The sequence below is a fragment of the Bradyrhizobium tropiciagri genome (assembly GCF_018130545.1).
Lineage (GTDB): Bacteria > Pseudomonadota > Alphaproteobacteria > Rhizobiales > Xanthobacteraceae > Bradyrhizobium > Bradyrhizobium tropiciagri_A.
The window spans coordinates 725,057-741,467 of the sequence record NZ_JAFCKF010000002.1 but is presented as its reverse complement, the minus strand read 5'-3'; the positions used below and the strand labels follow the sequence as shown (position 1 = coordinate 741,467).

Here is a 16,411-nt window from a genome sequence, read left to right as displayed (position 1 = left end):
AAAAAGTAAAACCCCGCGAGTGGGCTCGCGAGGTCTGATGCCGACCGGCCTTGGGGAGATCCTGCCGGCACCGGGCATCTAACGTGGCCCTGAGCGGCTGGTTCCCGCGCCCGGAAAATAGAAAGCCCCGCAGGCTGGATGCGGGGCTTTCCCAGCTGACGGACTGGGGATCTCTCAGGGCGTGAGCCGTCAACTGTTGGGGACCAAACTTAAGGTTGAATTTGTAAAATGCAACAGCGCCGCGTAGACGGAATATCTTCGTCCCACAGCGCTGTGCCTGATACTGGGCCCTGAAATCCCCAGTGCTGTTGTGTCTTCCCAGCTCGCAAAAGGTTCAGAACGGGACGCCGCGCGCGCGGAGTCTTCGTGGCATCCAGAACGCAACGGCTGATTGCGATCTCACACCTTGATGTCGAGAATGGTCTCGATGGTGTCGCGGTCGGCCTTGTTCTTGGCAGCGAACACATCAAGCACATCCGCGCTGATGATACGCGGCTGCTCCTTCGCCGTCTGATCGACGACGAGCTGCACCCGGGCTTGCGTCACTTCGGCAGGTACGGGGTAAACGAGCATGGCTCTCTCCCTCCGATAGCCGACCTTGTCAGGACTTTCTTAACGATCTGTAAGCGCCTCGCCGGGGCGGTTTTTAGTCCGAATCGGCGGCCGGGCGGGTACGGCGCGCTCGCCTGCGGCCCGGCTTGGCGTCATACTGCCGTTTTCGGGACCGGCGGCGCGATCCATGAGGAATGGGCTCTACTCGATCCACATGCACATGACGGACGGTGTCCGGGGGCGCGACAGCGGTGTCCTGATCCTGCGCGATGGGGTGCTGATCGGCGGCGGGCCGTATTTCTGGTCGATCGGCGCCTATACGGTCGGCGAGGGGACCTGGAAGGGACATCTCAGCACCAACCAGCATACGCCGTTACCTGACCCGTTCACCCGGCCGCTGTTCGCAGGCCACGAGGTGTCGAGCGGCTTCACCGGTACCTTCAGCGGCGACCAGGCCGAGGCGTTCGGCACCGTGCTGATTGGAACCCGCAGCCTGGGCTTCCAGGCGACCCTGAAATGGCTCGCTGACGCCTGATCGGCGCGAGGCCTGTGGACGAGTGCGCAGCAAGCGCCGAAGCTTGTTGCGCAAATGGACCTGGTGCGGCTGTGGATTTGCTGCGGACAAGCGGGGGATAGTCTGTGCACCCGCGACGTGTGGCCGATCGAGCCATCATTAAGGGGAATACCGGGCCACCGCTAACCCTACCGGGTTAGGTTAAGAGCAGCATCGCGTTGCCACCACCTGCGATTGCGCTAGGGATGGTTGCAGGTGACCGCCATGATGCCATCGTTCCATAGCGCTGACCGACCGACCCACCGGCGTGTGATGGTGGTGGGCCTGCTGTTCTGTGCAGCTTTTGTAACGATCAGCTTCTGGCTGCGGCAGCAGCCCGAGGGGGGCAGGGTGTTGGTCAAGGCGGACCGGCTGGTCCGGACGGCGGGCGAGGCGCGCAAAGCGAACTGACAAGACGAACTGACCAGGCAACCGGGACACCGGGCCGCCGACGCTCAGTCCGGCAGCTTCCCGTTCGGGTGCTTGTGATACATCGCGATGCCGATGAAACCGGCAAAGCCCATCACATTCAGTAGCAGTTCCATCCACGCCGGCATCGGTGCCAACCTCGCTTACAGACAAGCTAATCCCTGAGGTTGTGTCTTTGTTCCCGCGCTAACCGATGGTAGCTTTGCGCAATCGCATGGCTGCGGAACCGGAACACTCGCTCCGCACCTGGCCTTGTTGCAACCATCCCATCGAGCCCGCGTTAGCCTCACGAACTTGAGTGAGGAGGTTGTGATGAGAAAGACATTGGCAGTCCTGGCGACGGTTGCGACGGTTGGTGCAACGATGATCAGCGCGCCGGCACAGGCACGCGGCATCGGTCCCGGCCTGGCTTTCGGTCTGGCCGCCGGCGCACTCGCCGCGGGCGCGGCTGGCGCCTACTACGGCCCACATTATTACTACGGGCCCGGTTACGGCTACTATGGCCCGCGCTACGGCTACTATGGTGACGGATACGCCTACTACCGCGGTCCGTATTATCGGCACCACTACTATCGCCATTATTGGTAATGGCGACGAGCCCGGAGCACATCGCTCCGGGCTTTTCTCAACTGCACGTCACGATGTGAAGGCGCGGAGGGCGCCCGCATCGATCGTCCGGTGAGCGAGCGAGGACGACATCAGGCGCTCTTGCGCTGCAATCCGCTCCAGACATTGCCGAGCGTGTTGTCGTAATATTCCTGGCGGTCGCGCTCGAACTTCTGCTGCGTCGCCCGGAAGCTTGCAATGCGTGCGACGATCTCCTCGCGCTCGCGCGCGACGCGCTCTTCCACATCTGTCATTGCCCATCCTCGTCGTGGTGGTCCTATCCCCGCGCGCATTGGCGTCGGTGAATTGGGCGTCAATGCGGAGCAGGCCGTGCAGGAATGTGATGATGCTGAGGCGGCGGGCAGGGCCCGATCGCCCGCGTCGCGGCCGAGCTCGCAACCGGTTGGACCGTGCTATAGTCGCAGCGGCCAACCGGATCGTTTGCAGTGATCGCGAAAGACTTGCGCAGCGGCGTCGAGCAGCTCGGCAACATGATTGCCGAGGCATCATCGATCGTGCCCTTCACCGGGGCGGGGATCTCCACCGAGTGCGGCATCCCCGATTTCCGTTCGCCCGGCGGGCTGTGGACCCGCAACCGGCCGATTCCGTTCGACGAGTTCGTCGCCAGCCAGGAGGCGCGCGACGAATCGTGGCGTCGCCGCTTCGCGATGGAACCGACGTTTGTCGCGGCTAAGCCCGGTCGCGGGCATCGCGCGCTCGCCTCGCTCTACCGGGCCGGCAAGGTTCCCGGCATCATCACGCAGAACATCGACAATTTGCATCAGGCCTCCGGCTTCAAGGCCGACGACGTGATCGAGCTGCACGGCAACACGACCTATGCCCGCTGCATCGGTTGCGGCAAGGACTACGACCTGTCGTGGGTGAAGCAGCACTTCGACAAGGCCGGCAGCGCGCCCGACTGCGCAGACTGCGGTGACCCCGTGAAGACCGCGACGATCTCGTTCGGGCAGTCGATGCCCGAGGATGCGATGCGCCGCGCCGCGGAACTCGCCCGGCAGTGCGATCTGTTTCTGGCGATCGGGTCGTCGCTGGTGGTGTGGCCTGCCGCAGGCTTTCCGATGATGGCGAGAGAGAGCGGCGCGCGGCTCGTGATCATCAACAACGAGCCGACCGATCAGGACGACATCGCCGATCTGGTGATCCGCCATGACATCGGCGACACGCTTGGTCCTTTCGTAGGCAATTAGTGCCCGATTGATTCGCGGCTGTGCAAGCCTGTTCATAGTTCCGGCAAGAATCGTTTTTTTAGCTATGCCCGGCAAGCGGGAGTGTTATCTTTTGATTAAGAGATTCGCGCAGCGTCCAGGTGAGTTGTCCAAGTGAGTTGGTCACGGAGAGCAGCGCGTACAGGATGCGCCGCAACGTCGGCGATCTGCATTTTGATGTGTGGGGTCCGGGGTCATGGGGTCGGACGGATTTGAGTCCAAGAAGCTCGGCGGGCCGCCGATCGGCGGAGTTGGGCAAAGTCGCATTGCACAAGGCGAGTATGGCAGCGCGCCGCGCGATCCGGCGCTGGATGCCTTCTCCGGTCTCGGCGACGCCGCGGCCAATCTCGTCGAAGTCTCCGGCGTCATCAAATGGTTCGACGCGTCGAAGGGATACGGCTTCATCGTCCCCGACAATGGCTGGCCCGACATCCTGCTGCACGTGACCGTGCTGCGGCGCGACGGCTATCAGACCGCCTATGAGGGCGCGCGCCTCGTCGTCGAATGCGTGCAGCGCGCCAAGGGCTACCAGGCCTTCCGCATCGTCTCGATGGACGAGTCGACCGCGATCCACCCGGCGCAGATGCTGCCGCCGCGCACCCACGTCACGGTGACCGCGACCAGCGGGCTCGAGCGTGCGCAGGTCAAGTGGTTCAACCGGCTGCGCGGCTTCGGCTTCGTGACCTGCGGGGAAGGCACGCCCGACATCTTCGTGCATATGGAGACGCTGCGCCGCTTCGGCATGACCGAGCTGCGCCCCGGCCAGTATGTGCTGGTGCGGTTCGGGCCCGGCTCCAAGGGCATGATGGCCGCCGAGATCCACCCGGAGACCGGCCCTTCGGCGCTGTCGTCGCACTGAGCGTGATCCCGGACCCGGAGGGCCGCGTTCGCGCAAAGTGCGAAGCGGTTGTCCGAGTAGGTCAAGCTCAGACAAGACCCCCGTCGTGTGCCCTGACGGAAACGTGAGCCGCCGGCGAGGCCTCTCGGCTCTGGCATTTGCCGCAATCATCGGGTTAGGGTCCGCCGGAAATTCTTCCTCGGTGTGAGTATTTGTCGATGAATTCCGTTTGTAGTGTTGGTCGGCTCCGCCTGTGGCTGATAGCCTGCCTCGTCATCATGGTCGGCGCGCTGCTCGCCCCGGCCGCGCAGGCCGCCAGCGTCCAGCCGCTCGAGATCGTCACCAAGTCAGGCGTGCATGTCTTCTCGGTCGAGATGGCGACCACCGAGCAGGAGAAGGAAACCGGCCTGATGTACCGGAAGGAGCTCGCGGACGGCAAAGGCATGCTGTTCGACTTCACGCCGGAGCAGGAAGTGTCGATGTGGATGAAGAACACCTACATCTCGCTCGACATGATCTTCATCCGCGCCGACGGGCGCATCCTGCGGATCGCCGAGAACACCGAGCCGCTGTCGACCAAGATCATTCCGTCGCGGGGGCTCGCCAAGGGCGTCCTCGAGGTGATTGCCGGCACCGCGCAGAAGTACGGCATCCAGCCCGGCGACCGGGTCGGCCATCCGCTGTTCGGCGGCCACTAGCCTTCCGTTTCTGCGCGATTTCGGGACGGAAACCGCCGCCGGCGTCGCAGCAGTAAGCCCCGCACCGGCGCCTTGCTGGCGCCGGCTGAAGCGTGTATCCACGGGGCCTCTCGGAAATGTCGGGGTATAGCGCAGCCTGGTAGCGCGGCAGTTTTGGGTACTGCAGGTCGTTGGTTCGAATCCAGCTGCCCCGACCATCCCATCCTGAGACGTCATCGCAACACTGTCCCGGGGCTGGTCGCGCGAGACCGGTGCAGACAGAGCTTTGCTCGAGATCATCTGGACCGACGCAACAACGCCGCCCGGACGGAATATCTTCGTCCAGACGGCGCCGTCGAATACTGGGCCCTGAAATCCCCAGTGCCAATGGGTCGTCCGGGCGGCAGATAGGTTCAACCCCAGGACGGGTTCGGTCGCGGTTGTAATGTCGCAGCGCGCGCAGGCCGGGCCCGGAGGTTGCGCGGGCTATCTGCGAGGATGTCATGCGGGAACCTTGTCCCGTTCTGGTTGCCTGCTAGTGTCCGCCCGCAATCACGGGAAGCAGGATGAGCGCGGCAAAAAAAGCATACCAAAACGCCATCAACGCGATGAATGCCGGAAGGCCAGTTGAGGCGGTCGCGCTGTTCGACAAGGCCCTGGCGCTCAAGCCTGACCTTGCGGAGGCCTGGCTCGGTCGCGGCAATGTACTCTCCAAGCTGAAGCGCCTGGACGAAGCAATTGCATCCCACGACAAGGCGCTGGCACTCGATCCTGAACTCACCGAGGCATGGTGCGGTCGCGGCAATGTATTGACCGAATTGGGGCGCTACGAGGCTTGCCGGTCTTGACGCTGATTGGCGATGCGTTGGGGGGCCGGGTGGCCGCAAGCCTGTTGAACGCGCTGGGCTTGCCGGAACTGATTGCCCATAGCGCAAAAGAATATGAAGATCGGGCGGTCGAGATCGCAGCGAATCCGGAAACGATAAGGGCCCTGAAAGCCAAGCTCGCGCAGAACCGTCTGAGCAAGCCGCTGTTTGATACAAAGCTTTTCACGAGGCAGATCGAAGCGGCCTACATCGCAATGTACAAGCGACAGCAGGCCGGCCTGGCGCCGGATACGATCATTGTTCCTGAATAGGATGGATGATCGATCCAGCTGCCTTGCGAGACGCGAGGTCGACACCGGCAGGACGTCGCCGGCCTGACAAGAACAATCCGCGAGGAGGCACCATGGCGCGCAGACTGATCGATATCTCCGTTCCCCTGCAGAACGACGTTCCGGCCGACCCGCCCGGCAATCATCCGACCATCCAGTATATCGATCACCAGCAGGGGCTGCCGCGCATGCTGCAGTTCTTCGACGGATTGAAGGCTGCCGATCTGCCTGACGGTCAGGGCTGGGCCGTCGAGCAGGTCTCGCTCTCCACCCACAACGGCACCCATCTCGATGCACCCTGGCATTTCCATCCGACCATGAACCGCGGCGAGCGGTCCTGGACCATCGACGAGGTGCCGCTGGAATGGTGCTTCCAGCCGGGCGTGAAGCTCGACTTCCGGCATCTGCCTGACGGCTACGTCGCGACCGCAGGCGATGTCGAAGCCGAGCTGAAGCGCATCGGTCACACGCTGTCGCCGCTCGAGATCGTCGTCGTCAACACCAACGCCGGCGCGAAGTATGGCCAGCCCGACTATGTCAATTCGGGCTGCGGCATGGGCTATGAGGCGACGATGTATCTGCTCGAACGCGGCGTGCGCCTGACCGGCATCGATGGCTGGAGCTGGGACGCGCCGTTCGTTTTCACCGCGAAGAGATATGCCGAGACGAAGGACGCCGGCCTGATCTGGGAAGGCCACAAGGCCGGGCGGCACATCGGCTATTGCCATATCGAGAAGCTGCACAACCTCGAGCAGCTGCCGTCGACCGGGTTCATGGTGTCGTGCTTTCCGGTGAAGATCGAGCGTGCCTCGGCAGGGTGGACGAGGGCGGTCGCGATCCTCGACGGCTAGCCGTTGTGGGGTTCCTAAACGAGCTCGGGAACCGGTGGACAAACTGTTCATTCCGCTCGATTGTTGCGAGATAGCTACAGCCTAAGGCAGATGAATCTGCTCTGATGCACGTCGTAGATGCATTGGGTGATCGGGCTGGCGGCTCGTCCTCGCGTCCCGATTTTCTGAAGCGTTCTCTCCCGTGACTAGAGCCCCGGCGCGTCTCCCGGGGCTCTTTCTTGCGTGCCAATGCTGAGGCGGACCCCAAAAGAAAATCAGGTGCGCCGAAACCGACGCACCTGATCTTTGTCTTCAAATCGCTCGTGTCGGCAGTTGTCAGTACCGGCAGACCCGAACACCACGCGGGGTCCACCAACAACGGGGACCGACATAACCGCCGTAGCCGTAACCGCCGTAGTATCCATAGCCGCGACCATAGCCCCAACCGCGTCCGCGGCCCCAGCCGCCGCGATAGCCATAACCGCGTCCGCGCCATTGCGCTTGCGCAGATGACGTGGTGGCGCCGACCAGGATGGCAGAGGTGCTTGCGACATAGACGAACAACAAAGCGACCGCTGCAAGGCAGCGAGTCAGGATATTGTAGCGTTTAGTCATTCCAGAGATCTCCAGTCACTTCCAGACATCAGAACCGATGCTGGCTGTCTCGCTTAGACGCGCGAGACCGATCGTTGGTTCGCGCATTCTAAGACAACATTTTCACCAAGGTTCTTGCGGATTTCGCGGACACTATTGAGGTAGATACATCAGGTCAAGTTGCCGTCCTATTTGCAGATATGATCAGGGCGCTGCGTTCATCTTGCCGTTCATCCGCTGTTCATTCTGTTCATCATGATCTGCGGTGATTTGATCGTTGGCCACAGAGTCGGAATTTGAAGACCTCGAGAAAAGCGTATCGGTAACTTGATGTCGACACGATCATGCTTTCCGAGCATCCAGTAAGTCGCCCGCCGAAGAGTATCCATGCCGAAACAACACACCTATGTCCTTGGTCTCAACGTCTACGACCATGACGTGAGCGCCTGCTTGCTGCGCGACGGCGCGATCGCCTATGCGATCTCGAAGGAGCGCATCACCCGCGAGAAGCACGCTTCCGGCTTCTACAAGGAAGTCGTCGACTACTGCCTGTCCGCCGAGGGCATCACGCTCGACGACGTCGATCTCGTGGTGCGCAACAGTTACATCCTGCCGGTACCCGAGATGGAGGAGCGGATGCTCCACCAGGACATGCCGGGCTTCCTGCCGATTGCCGAGCGCAACGAGGCGATCAAGCATCCGCTGTTTCGTTCCAGGTCCGACAAGGTGGTGTCGATCTCGCATCACCTCGCGCATGCCTACAGCGCATTCGCGGTGTCGCCGTTCAAGGACGGTGTCGTGATGATCGTCGACGGCGTCGGCAATTACCAGGCCGACGCGATGGAGTCCTATCCGCAGGATGGTGCGTCGCCACTCGCCCGGGAGTCCGAGAGCTACTACAGGTTCGACGACACCAGACTGGAATGCCTGAAGAAGGTCTTCATGGAGCCGGCGCGCGGTCTGTTGTCGGACGAGTTCTACAACATGCCGGGCTTGGGCGCGTTGTACAGCAGGGTCTCGACTTACGTGTTCGGCGACTGGAACAAGTGCGGCGAGCTGATGGGCCTTGCGCCCTATGGTCGCCGCGAGCAGGTCGGCCATCTCCTCGAGATGAAGGATGGCAGGCTGCACGTGCCGTTCTGGGGCGATGACAACCAGCAGCCCTTCGTGCTCGACGGCGGCAACTGGGACAAGAGCCCGACGATGCGGCACTGGGAGGACATCGCCTGGCGGGTGCAGGACGATACCGAGTACGTGCTGCTGGCGCGGGCGCGCTGGCTGCGCGAGGCCACCGGCGCGAAGAACCTCTGCATCGCCGGCGGCGTCGCGCTGAACTGCGTGGCCAACGGGCGCATCGCGCGCGAGGCGGGCTTCGAGAACATCTGGATCCAGCCCGCTGCCGGCGATGATGGCATCGCGATCGGCTGCGCCTATTACGGTTGGCTCGAAATCCTCAAAGCGCGCCGGTCGTTCGTGATGGACCACGCCTATGTCGGCCGGCGCTACAGCGACGCCGAGGTCGCGGCGGCGCTGCAAAGCTTCCTGGTGCGCATCCAGGTCGATGCGAAGCGCAGTGACAATATCTGCCGCGATACCGCGAAGCTGCTCGCCGACCAGCGCGTGATCGGCTGGTTCCAGGACCGTTCCGAATTCGGCCCGCGCGCGCTCGGCAATCGCAGCCTGATCGCCGATCCGCGCAAGCCCGAAATGAAGGACATCCTCAACAGCCGCGTCAAGCATCGGCAAGCCTTCCGGCCGTTCGCCCCGATCGTGCTGGCCGAGCGCATGAGGGAGATATTCGAGGGCGAGGAGGACTCGCCCTACATGCTGATCGCAAAGCCGGTGCGGCCGGAGTGGCGCGACAGGATCCCGGCGATCGTGCATGTCGACGGCTCGGCGCGGGTGCAGAGCGTGCGGGAAGAAACCAACCCGACGCTTTATCGCCTGCTGAAGGAGTTCGAGGCGCTGACCGGCGTACCGGTGCTGATCAACACATCGTTCAACGTCAAGGGCGAGCCGATTGTCGAAACGCCTGAAGATGCCGTGAGCTGCTTCCTCACCACCGGGATCGACAACCTCGTGCTGCACGACACGCTGGTGTCGAAGACAGCGATGCACAAGGTCGTTGCGCCGGTCATGAATACGTTCGGCGATGTCACGAGCATCGTTGCCGCGACCGCTGCACCAGATCCGAGCCGCGCAGGCTGATCAGGTCTCTCCCTGTGATGCTGTCGTGGCGGCGATCGAGGACTAGGCGGGCGCGGATGGTGCGATGCCGCGCCCCAGCGCGAACTGGCCGACCGGTCCTTCGACGTGGAAGTCGAGCCCGGTCATTTTCGCGAACAGATCGATATTGGTGGTGCCGATCGCACAGCCGCCGAGGCCCAAATCCGTCGCCGCCAGATACAGCGTCTGGGTCAGGGCGCCGACGTCCTTCAGGATCAGCGCATAAGCGATGGCGCTGTACTTCCACGAGATCCGGCCGAAGCGCGCGGCGATCGTGATCAGGATCTGAGGTCGAGACGATGCATCCATGGCGAAGACCGCGCTTTGCATCATGGCCTCGAGGTGCTGCGGGCGGACGTCGATGGCTACCAACGCGTGCGCATCGGCGTCGTAGTGATAGAGCCCCGGCGTGAGGCCATCGCAATTGCCGACGGCGAGATAGAGTTCAAGCTCGTAGGCGCTGCCTGCTGCGGGATACGGCCTACTGGTGTATTCGATATCGGGCCCGTCGTCGGCAAACTCGAGCGGGCTGCTCCATTTGGCCCGGACCCGCGCGACATTGTTCAGGAATGCCGCAAGCTCAGCCAGCGTGATCGGTTTGCGATCGTCGAAATCGCGCGTCGAGTGTCTGTCATGCAGCAGCCGTTCGAGCGCGGAGGCGATCCGGTCGGAGTCCGGCAGCTTGATGGTCTTGCCTGGCCAGGCCGGCCGGATCGCGGGAAGCGGCGCGATCAGTCCGGTGTGCGGATAAAGGCCACCGAGCGGATTGGCCTGCCGGCCTTCCGTGCTGCGGGTGTGGAACAGCAGATCGTGGAAATCCCACAGCACCAGGCCGTCGTCGCCTTCTGCCTGCCGCAGGGTATCGCGGTCGGCGGCGTCGGCCTCGACGAGGATGTGACAATCCAGCAGGAGCGCGAGCAGGGCTGGTCCCCGATAGCGGTCTTGCCGCCGGATCTGGCTGATCTTGTGCGGCGTAGCGAGGGCCGTGAGCAGGGCTGCAATCCCGGCATCACGAATCCTGAACAGCGCGCCGGCCCGCGGTGATTCCAGCACCATCTCTGCGCCGCGTCGCCGCATGTAGGCAAAGCGCGACAGCACGATCGTTGTCGCGTCAGTGAGCTTCGGCGTCCGCGGCCAATAATCCGGAAGCTGCGGTTCGATCACCACCAGATCATCGTCGGCGCGCGCGCCTCCGAGGCGGTATTCCAGCAGGCCACGGCGCGCCAATTGCCGGATCAGGCGCTCGATGTCGCGTTCGACCGCATCGCCGTCGGGCGCGGCGGCAGACAGCGGCAGCCCGGTCGGCAGCTGCTGTGCACGCTCTACCGCGACGGCGCTGAACTTCCCCAGCGGTTCCGAATAGTCGTCGAAATGCGCCGCCATGCTGCCGTCGGCTTGCGCCTGCAACGAGACGCGCGCGTTGAGCCGGGCGAAAAGGGTCGGCGGCGTGCCGCGCGCTTTCTTCTTCTCGTTGATTTTCCTGGGCGCAGGCACGCCGGTATCACCTCAGCTGTGCGGGAGGAATGGCGTCAACTCGCTCTCGAGCGACCGGCGATCGCGCAATCCCAGCTTGACCGGTACGTCGTAGAGCCGCCCCGGTCCAAAGCGGCGATAGAAGTGGCGCAAGCCGGGGACGATGACCCGCACCACCGGCACCTCGACGTCCGGCCGGGTCTGATCGAGCACGAGGAAGTCCATGCCGGCGCGTGCAGCGATCTCGACACAGGCATCGGCCTGCGCGCGCGCGTTGTCGAGCGGCACGTTCGCCGCCGGGGCGGCGGGCACGATCGGGTTTGGATCCGGAATCAAAAACGGATGGTCCTCGAGCCGCAGCGGATTGATGCCATCCAGGCTCGGCTTCTCGCCGCTGCCGCCACCCATCAATCCGATCGACAGGAACTGGTTCAGCTCCGTCAACGACCGCAGCAGCGCGATGCGCGGGTCGAAGTGCGAGCCGGAGCCGAACTCGATGTTCTCCTGTCCGTTCTGCATCCAGTGCACGATGGCAACATAGGTCGGGATGGCGAGATCGCTGGAGATGTCGAGCACCCAGAGCTTGCGGCCGGATGCCTCGAGCTGGGATTTGAGATCGCGGACATAGGAATCGTCGAACTGGTCGAGGTCGACCTCCGCCCGTCGCGATCGGTTGTACCACCAGATCGCGTAGGCATCGCGCTCCATCAATTCGAGGAAGCCCTGCGTGATCGCCTCCTCGCGGGTGTTGCCGGCTGCACAGCCATTGGAATCGGCAGCGAAGGCGGCCGGGCCCTGGTAGAAGAAATACAGCAGGCTGGTCGGAATCTGGCGGAAGCGCTTGTCGCGCAGCGACCAGACCGGGCTCCACTCGATCCGTTGCGATGGATCGAACGGTTCCGGCGCCGGCTGGGTGGGGTGGGAATCGTCATGGTTGTGCACGGCGCGGGTGCGGTACTGCTCGTCGCTGAACAACAGGATGTCGTTGGGACGGATGGCGTCGCCGGGGGCAAAGTCGGTGAAGCGCTTGCGCGCCCGGATCTCATCGCCCTGGAAGATTCCCGAATAGCGCTCGATCGCCTCCATCAGTGCGCTGGCCTCGCCTTGCTCGGCGGTGCTGCCCTTGCCGAAGCTGCCACCGCTCAAGCCGGAGCGGAGCTCGTCGACGTTTTGCGCCGGCGCGGAGAAATTATGCTGGGCGTAGAAATTGGTGTTCATCGGCAGATCGACCTCGATCCGCTCCAGCCGCGTCACCACGCCGGTGAGCGGGCTGACATGCTTCTTGAACCGCGCCACCGTGGCGCGTGACGACACGGCACGATAGCCGCCGCTGGTCATGATGAGCTTGGCGCCCGGCCCCAACTCAACCGGTTGCGGCGCGCGCCGCGGGTTCTGCAGTTTCTTGTTGCCGCAGGTGGGGCATTGCGGGCGGGCTGCCACGTAATGCCTGGAGATCGTCGAGCCCAGTAGGTCGAGACTGACGATGTGATTGCGCAGATCGGTGCGGAAGCCGCTGGCGATCGCCTTGGCGATCTCAACGGCGGCCAGCTGGATGGCGCTCTGTCCAACCGGATGCTGCGCCAGCGGAGAGACCGCGACCGGCCGCGCCGCACCGCGATCGAGGAAGCCCTTGACCTCGCGGTTGCGGATCATCCGGTCGAACAGGCAGGTCCAGCACGCGGTCTCACCCGGATTGAACACGGGGCCGACCAGCGGAAACACGCCGGACGGCTGCACAAGCAACCAAGGTGATCCGTCGGATACGCGCTGCAAATTGCGCTCGGCGAGCCGCCGGTCGAGGTAGTCGTTCACCAGCGTGACCGTGAGGTCGGGCGATGTCTTGACGATGCGGACGCCCAGTTCCTGCAGTGCCTTGCTCAATTCGGCCCCGCCCTTGACGTCGATCGTCTCGAGTCGAACGCGGCAGTTGTGAAGGTTCTGCTCGGCGATCGCCTCGGGAAGACCCAGGCTGGCCCAAAGCCCGGCAACAGCGTTGGTGTGACCCGGCGGCTTTGAGATCACATAGCGGCGGTCATGCAGTCGCTTGATGGCTTCATTGATCTTGTCAGACGGAAACTTTCGCCCGAGCTCTGCCGTGAGCTTGGCGACGCTGCAGCCGTTTGCACCGATCGCCGCCGCCAGCGCGCAGTAAAGCTCGCCGTGGAGGAAGAACTTTCGGTCTTCGGAATAGAGGCAGACAACATCCGGAGGCAGCACATAGGCTGTGAAATTCGGTGCGAACTGCAGAACGTCCTTGTTGGTGCGCGGGGTGGATTTTCCTGGCAAAGAACCGTTCCTGTGCAGCTTGTGGGTAGACTATTGAATCGGGGGCGAGGCGTGAAGCGGGGCGCGGTGCCGGCTTCGACAAACCTTCGCGCGGGTGCCCGAAGCGAGCCGGGCAACGATACGGGGACAATATGAATTGACAACATGAATTGGCCGGGCCGACGTGTGTCGGACCCGGCCATGACGATCGATGCATGTCAATGCGATGCTGTCTCGATTAGCAGAGGCGGCAGGCGCCCCACGACACGCAGCAGCCACCACCGCAACCACCGCAGCCGCCACAGCGGCAGCCACGGCAACCGCGACAGCCACGGCAACCCCGACAGCCGCCGCATCCGCGCCACGCGACTTGAACGCCGGCTCCGGCGTCTTCCTTGTCGAACAGGTGGAACGTCGCCAGGCTGACGTCGGCGATTTCTTCGTCGCCGAGTGTGATGGCTTGTGTCGGTGCGTATTTTTGAGTCTGCGGCATGTCTGCTGCCGGCACGGTCGATGCCGATGCAGCTCCCACCAGCGAGAAGGTCAATCCGGCTGCGCCCAATGCGGGCACCGCGGCCTTGGCCACGCGCTTGCTGGTGACACGCTTGCTCTTGGGGGCTTGCTTCACTCGTGCCATACTCGCATCCTCCATTCCTGACGTGTTGTCGAATTCAACTCTCGCGCAGTTGTACAATCCGTCGCAGCTGCATGCAAGACACGCTGCGCACACACACTCGCGAGGCGCTGGCGTGTATCAAGTGTTGTCGTTCATCTTCGTTCCTAGGTTCATCTTGATGAACACGATTATTGGCTTGCGTGCGCGCCCGGCCACGTTCGTTAACACTTCGAGAATTTCCATGCTGCATTGCGATCACGCCGGCGCCGAAGCGAGAAATAGCCATGCCGGATGATGGCGCGAGCTTCGCGTGGTACGAGCTGCTGACCACGGATGTGGAGGGCGCGAGTGCCTTCTACCGCAGCGTGCTCGGCTGGGTGACGAAGGATGCGTCGACAGCAGCGCTTCCTTACAGATTGTTCATGTCCGGCGAGCTTGCCCGCAGCGGCCTGATGGAGTTGCCTGAGGAGGGCAGGCGCCAGGGCGCGACCCCGCGATGGATCGGCTATGTCGGTGTCGACGACGTTGATCTCGTCGTCCGGCGCATGCAGGAACGCGGCGGCGCCGTCTACGTGCCGCCGACCGCCACCAATATCGGCCGCGTCGCCATCGTCGCCGATCCGCAGCGGGCGACGTTCGGATTGCTGAGCGGATCAAAGGTCGCCCGGCCGGTTGCTGACGGTCTCGATGCCGTTGGGCGCGTTGGCTGGCACGAATTGCTCGCGGCCGACTGGCGCAAGGCGTTTGGTTTCTACAGCGCGGTTTTCGGCTGGCGGCCGGCCGATGGCGGCAACGCCCCGGACGAGACCTATCAAATGTTCTCGGCCGGCGGGCTGACCGTCGGCGGAATCTTCAACAAGCGCCCGCTGGAGCCGATCGCGTTCTGGCTCTACTATTTCAACGTCGACGACGTCGACGCCGCCATCGTGCGGGTCAACGCCGGCGGCGGACAGGTCTATGAAGGGCCGCTGGAGCTGCCGAGCGGGAGCTGGATCGTCCGCTGCCTCGATCCGCAGGGCGCCACCTTTGCCCTGGAGGGAGCGCGCAGCGCTGACAGCATCGCGAAGGCGCCGGCGGCCGAGTACCGCTGGACCACCAGCTACGATGCATTCACGTCCAAGGGCAGGTGGCGGAGCGACCAGCCTGCCGGCAGGGGACGCCCGCCGGGCAGCAAGTGAGGTGGATCGTCAGCCTGCCTTCGCCGGCGCCGCCGGTTTCGGTGCCGGCGGCTTGATCGGCTTGTCCTGCCGCTTCGACCACGAGATGTAATAGGCCACGATCGTCATGATCGCGATGCCTGAGATGCTGACGAAAATCTGCGCGAACAGCGAGCCCGAGCTCATCGAGAGCTCGAAATGTCCGACAAAGGACAGAAACACGCCGACGCAGAACACCGCGAGCGACTGCTGGCCGCAGACGATCAGCGGATCGAACACCTTCCACTCAAGCGCCGCCCAGTCCTTCGGGACGAAGCGGATCACCAGCACCGTGATGACCACGAAGTGCAGGAAGCGATAGGGCGCGAGGTTGGTCTTGTCGTTCGGGTTGAACGCCGAATACAGCCAGTCCGGGAACTGGGCGCCGAATTCCGGGAAGCGTCCGGCCATCGTCATGACCAGCCCGAAGATCAGATAGGCGATGCAGAACCACAGCGTGTAGCGCGAATTGATGATGTGCATGTTGGCGCGCGCGCCGCCCATCGCGCACCACGAGCCGAACACGAACAGTACCTGCCAGGCGAACGGATTGAAGTACCAGGTCCCGGCCGGGTAGGCGGGCAGGTTCCAGCCCATGTGGCGCGACACCAGCCACAGCGCGAGCGAGGCCAACATGGTCCAGTTCGGCTGCCGCAGCATGATCCACAGCACCGGCGGGAACAGGCCCATCAGCACGATGTAGAGTGGCAGCACGTCGAGATTGACCGGCTTGAATTTCAGGAACAGGCCCTGGCGCAGCGTCTCGGTGGCGTTGTCGACCAGGCCGGCGACGTTGAACTCGTTGATGATCTCGGAATCGCCGAACCGCAGCGCCAGATAGCTGATCGAGGCGATGTAGATCACGAACAGGATGATGTGAGCGACATAGAGCTGCCAGACCCGCTTGGTCAGCCGGGTTGCGCCGACGACGAAGCCGCGCTCCAGCATCATGCGGGCATAGACGAAGGATGCGGTGTAACCGGAGATGAAGACGAACAGGTCCGCGGCGTCGCTGAAGCCGTAATTCCGCGTCGTGATCCAGTTCACGATATTGTCGGGGATGTGATCGAGATAGATCGCCCAGTTCGCGATCCCGCGGAACAGGTCGAGCCGGAGGTCACGTCCTTTATCGGGTAGGTGAGCGTGGATTTCCATGGGGCGCGCCGCTTCTTCG

Annotated in this window: 18 protein-coding genes and 1 tRNA gene; 13 read left to right on the top strand and 6 right to left on the bottom strand. The window is 63.4% G+C overall.

Translation table 11 applies throughout. From position 1 onward, the window contains the following. Positions 1-399 precede the first annotated feature (399 nt). On the bottom strand, positions 400-573 hold the full coding sequence (locus JQ616_RS10115; RefSeq protein WP_212014046.1) for a hypothetical protein: 174 nt from the start codon (positions 571-573) through the stop codon (positions 400-402). Positions 574-739: 166 nt separating this feature from the next. Here JQ616_RS10115 and JQ616_RS10110 point away from each other — a divergent pair, with 166 nt between their 5' ends. The 3 genes from JQ616_RS10110 to JQ616_RS10100 all read left to right on the top strand — a co-directional run bounded on the left by JQ616_RS10110 (position 740) and on the right by JQ616_RS10100 (position 2,122). After that, positions 740-1,087 (top strand): GrlR family regulatory protein, encoded by a 348-nt coding sequence (locus tag JQ616_RS10110; RefSeq protein WP_212014044.1) that lies wholly within the window; start codon positions 740-742, stop codon positions 1,085-1,087. Between the two features lie 243 nt (positions 1,088-1,330). Continuing rightward, on the top strand, positions 1,331-1,516 hold the full coding sequence (locus tag JQ616_RS10105) for a hypothetical protein (protein WP_212014849.1): 186 nt from the start codon (positions 1,331-1,333) through the stop codon (positions 1,514-1,516). A gap of 330 nt (positions 1,517-1,846) precedes the next feature. Beyond that, positions 1,847-2,122, top strand: coding sequence for a hypothetical protein (locus JQ616_RS10100; RefSeq protein ID WP_212014042.1), 276 nt, complete (start codon positions 1,847-1,849; stop codon positions 2,120-2,122). Positions 2,123-2,232: 110 nt separating this feature from the next. Here the strand turns inward: JQ616_RS10100 and JQ616_RS10095 are convergent, their stop codons facing one another. Further along, positions 2,233-2,394: a hypothetical protein gene (locus tag JQ616_RS10095; RefSeq protein WP_212014041.1), complete on the bottom strand. Its 162-nt coding sequence runs from the start codon at positions 2,392-2,394 to the stop codon at positions 2,233-2,235. A gap of 192 nt (positions 2,395-2,586) precedes the next feature. On the opposite strand from JQ616_RS10095, the gene JQ616_RS10090 reads away from it, so the two are divergent. From JQ616_RS10090 to JQ616_RS10060, 7 genes are all read left to right on the top strand, one after another. Then, on the top strand, positions 2,587-3,348 hold the full coding sequence (locus tag JQ616_RS10090; RefSeq protein ID WP_212014040.1) for an SIR2 family NAD-dependent protein deacylase: 762 nt from the start codon (positions 2,587-2,589) through the stop codon (positions 3,346-3,348). Positions 3,349-3,562: 214 nt separating this feature from the next. Next, entirely contained in the window at positions 3,563-4,225 is a 663-nt protein-coding gene (locus JQ616_RS10085; protein ID WP_097672215.1) for a cold-shock protein, read from the top strand. A gap of 197 nt (positions 4,226-4,422) precedes the next feature. Beyond that, entirely contained in the window at positions 4,423-4,902 is a 480-nt protein-coding gene (locus tag JQ616_RS10080; RefSeq protein WP_212014039.1) for a DUF192 domain-containing protein, read from the top strand. A 120-nt stretch (positions 4,903-5,022) separates the two neighbouring features. After that, positions 5,023-5,099, top strand: a tRNA-Pro gene (locus tag JQ616_RS10075). 348 nt (positions 5,100-5,447) lie between these two features. Next, positions 5,448-5,729 carry a tetratricopeptide repeat protein gene (locus tag JQ616_RS10070; protein ID WP_212014038.1) on the top strand — a complete coding sequence of 94 codons (282 nt, stop codon included), beginning with the start codon at positions 5,448-5,450 and terminating at the stop codon, positions 5,727-5,729. Next, positions 5,726-6,019 (top strand): UDP-N-acetylglucosamine-peptide N-acetylglucosaminyltransferase, encoded by a 294-nt coding sequence (locus JQ616_RS10065; protein WP_212014037.1) that lies wholly within the window; start codon positions 5,726-5,728, stop codon positions 6,017-6,019. Before JQ616_RS10070 ends, JQ616_RS10065 begins: the two co-directional genes overlap by 4 nt. A gap of 92 nt (positions 6,020-6,111) precedes the next feature. Beyond that, entirely contained in the window at positions 6,112-6,888 is a 777-nt protein-coding gene (locus JQ616_RS10060) for a cyclase family protein (RefSeq protein ID WP_212014035.1), read from the top strand. Between the two features lie 315 nt (positions 6,889-7,203). On the opposite strand, the gene JQ616_RS10055 is transcribed toward JQ616_RS10060, so the two are convergent. Further along, on the bottom strand, positions 7,204-7,482 hold the full coding sequence (locus JQ616_RS10055; RefSeq protein ID WP_249136608.1) for a hypothetical protein: 279 nt from the start codon (positions 7,480-7,482) through the stop codon (positions 7,204-7,206). 366 nt (positions 7,483-7,848) lie between these two features. Between JQ616_RS10055 and JQ616_RS10050 the strand changes: the two genes are divergently transcribed. After that, positions 7,849-9,669 carry a carbamoyltransferase family protein gene (locus tag JQ616_RS10050; RefSeq protein ID WP_212014033.1) on the top strand — a complete coding sequence of 607 codons (1,821 nt, stop codon included), beginning with the start codon at positions 7,849-7,851 and terminating at the stop codon, positions 9,667-9,669. A 42-nt stretch (positions 9,670-9,711) separates the two neighbouring features. Here JQ616_RS10050 and JQ616_RS10045 read toward each other — a convergent pair whose 3' ends face one another. Together JQ616_RS10045 and JQ616_RS10040 are read right to left on the bottom strand one after the other, a co-directional pair. Further along, positions 9,712-11,181, bottom strand: a complete 1,470-nt coding sequence (locus JQ616_RS10045) for a SagB/ThcOx family dehydrogenase (protein ID WP_349629976.1) — start codon at positions 11,179-11,181, stop codon at positions 9,712-9,714. Between the two features lie 12 nt (positions 11,182-11,193). Beyond that, positions 11,194-13,446, bottom strand: coding sequence for a TOMM precursor leader peptide-binding protein (locus JQ616_RS10040; RefSeq protein ID WP_212014032.1), 2,253 nt, complete (start codon positions 13,444-13,446; stop codon positions 11,194-11,196). A 470-nt stretch (positions 13,447-13,916) separates the two neighbouring features. Here JQ616_RS10040 and JQ616_RS10035 point away from each other — a divergent pair, with 470 nt between their 5' ends. Together JQ616_RS10035 and JQ616_RS10030 are read left to right on the top strand one after the other, a co-directional pair. Beyond that, a complete protein-coding gene (locus JQ616_RS10035; RefSeq protein ID WP_212014031.1) occupies positions 13,917-14,336 on the top strand; it encodes a hypothetical protein in 420 nt (139 codons plus the stop codon). Next, positions 14,326-15,219, top strand: a complete 894-nt coding sequence (locus tag JQ616_RS10030; RefSeq protein ID WP_212014030.1) for a VOC family protein — start codon at positions 14,326-14,328, stop codon at positions 15,217-15,219. The genes JQ616_RS10035 and JQ616_RS10030 overlap by 11 nt, the downstream gene beginning before the upstream one ends. 9 nt (positions 15,220-15,228) lie before the next feature. Here the strand turns inward: JQ616_RS10030 and JQ616_RS10025 are convergent, their stop codons facing one another. Continuing rightward, positions 15,229-16,392: an OpgC domain-containing protein gene (locus JQ616_RS10025; protein WP_212014029.1), complete on the bottom strand. Its 1,164-nt coding sequence runs from the start codon at positions 16,390-16,392 to the stop codon at positions 15,229-15,231. Between the last annotated feature and the right edge of the window lie 19 nt (positions 16,393-16,411).

What these genes read in the sequence shown, in the direction of transcription:
- JQ616_RS10115 (WP_212014046.1), bottom strand. Translation starts at nt 573, where the DNA reads ATGCTCGTTTACCCCGTACCTGCCGAAGTGACGCAAGCCCGGGTGCAG.
- JQ616_RS10110 (WP_212014044.1), top strand. Translation starts at nt 740, where the DNA reads ATGAGGAATGGGCTCTACTCGATCCACATGCACATGACGGACGGTGTC.
- JQ616_RS10105 (WP_212014849.1), top strand. Translation starts at nt 1,331, where the DNA reads ATGATGCCATCGTTCCATAGCGCTGACCGACCGACCCACCGGCGTGTG.
- JQ616_RS10100 (WP_212014042.1), top strand. Translation starts at nt 1,847, where the DNA reads ATGAGAAAGACATTGGCAGTCCTGGCGACGGTTGCGACGGTTGGTGCA.
- JQ616_RS10095 (WP_212014041.1), bottom strand. Translation starts at nt 2,394, where the DNA reads ATGACAGATGTGGAAGAGCGCGTCGCGCGCGAGCGCGAGGAGATCGTC.
- JQ616_RS10085 (WP_097672215.1), top strand. Translation starts at nt 3,563, where the DNA reads ATGGGGTCGGACGGATTTGAGTCCAAGAAGCTCGGCGGGCCGCCGATC.
- JQ616_RS10080 (WP_212014039.1), top strand. Translation starts at nt 4,423, where the DNA reads ATGAATTCCGTTTGTAGTGTTGGTCGGCTCCGCCTGTGGCTGATAGCC.
- JQ616_RS10070 (WP_212014038.1), top strand. Translation starts at nt 5,448, where the DNA reads ATGAGCGCGGCAAAAAAAGCATACCAAAACGCCATCAACGCGATGAAT.
- JQ616_RS10060 (WP_212014035.1), top strand. Translation starts at nt 6,112, where the DNA reads ATGGCGCGCAGACTGATCGATATCTCCGTTCCCCTGCAGAACGACGTT.
- JQ616_RS10055 (WP_249136608.1), bottom strand. Translation starts at nt 7,482, where the DNA reads ATGACTAAACGCTACAATATCCTGACTCGCTGCCTTGCAGCGGTCGCT.
- JQ616_RS10050 (WP_212014033.1), top strand. Translation starts at nt 7,849, where the DNA reads ATGCCGAAACAACACACCTATGTCCTTGGTCTCAACGTCTACGACCAT.
- JQ616_RS10035 (WP_212014031.1), top strand. Translation starts at nt 13,917, where the DNA reads ATGTCTGCTGCCGGCACGGTCGATGCCGATGCAGCTCCCACCAGCGAG.
- JQ616_RS10030 (WP_212014030.1), top strand. Translation starts at nt 14,326, where the DNA reads ATGCCGGATGATGGCGCGAGCTTCGCGTGGTACGAGCTGCTGACCACG.
- JQ616_RS10025 (WP_212014029.1), bottom strand. Translation starts at nt 16,392, where the DNA reads ATGGAAATCCACGCTCACCTACCCGATAAAGGACGTGACCTCCGGCTC.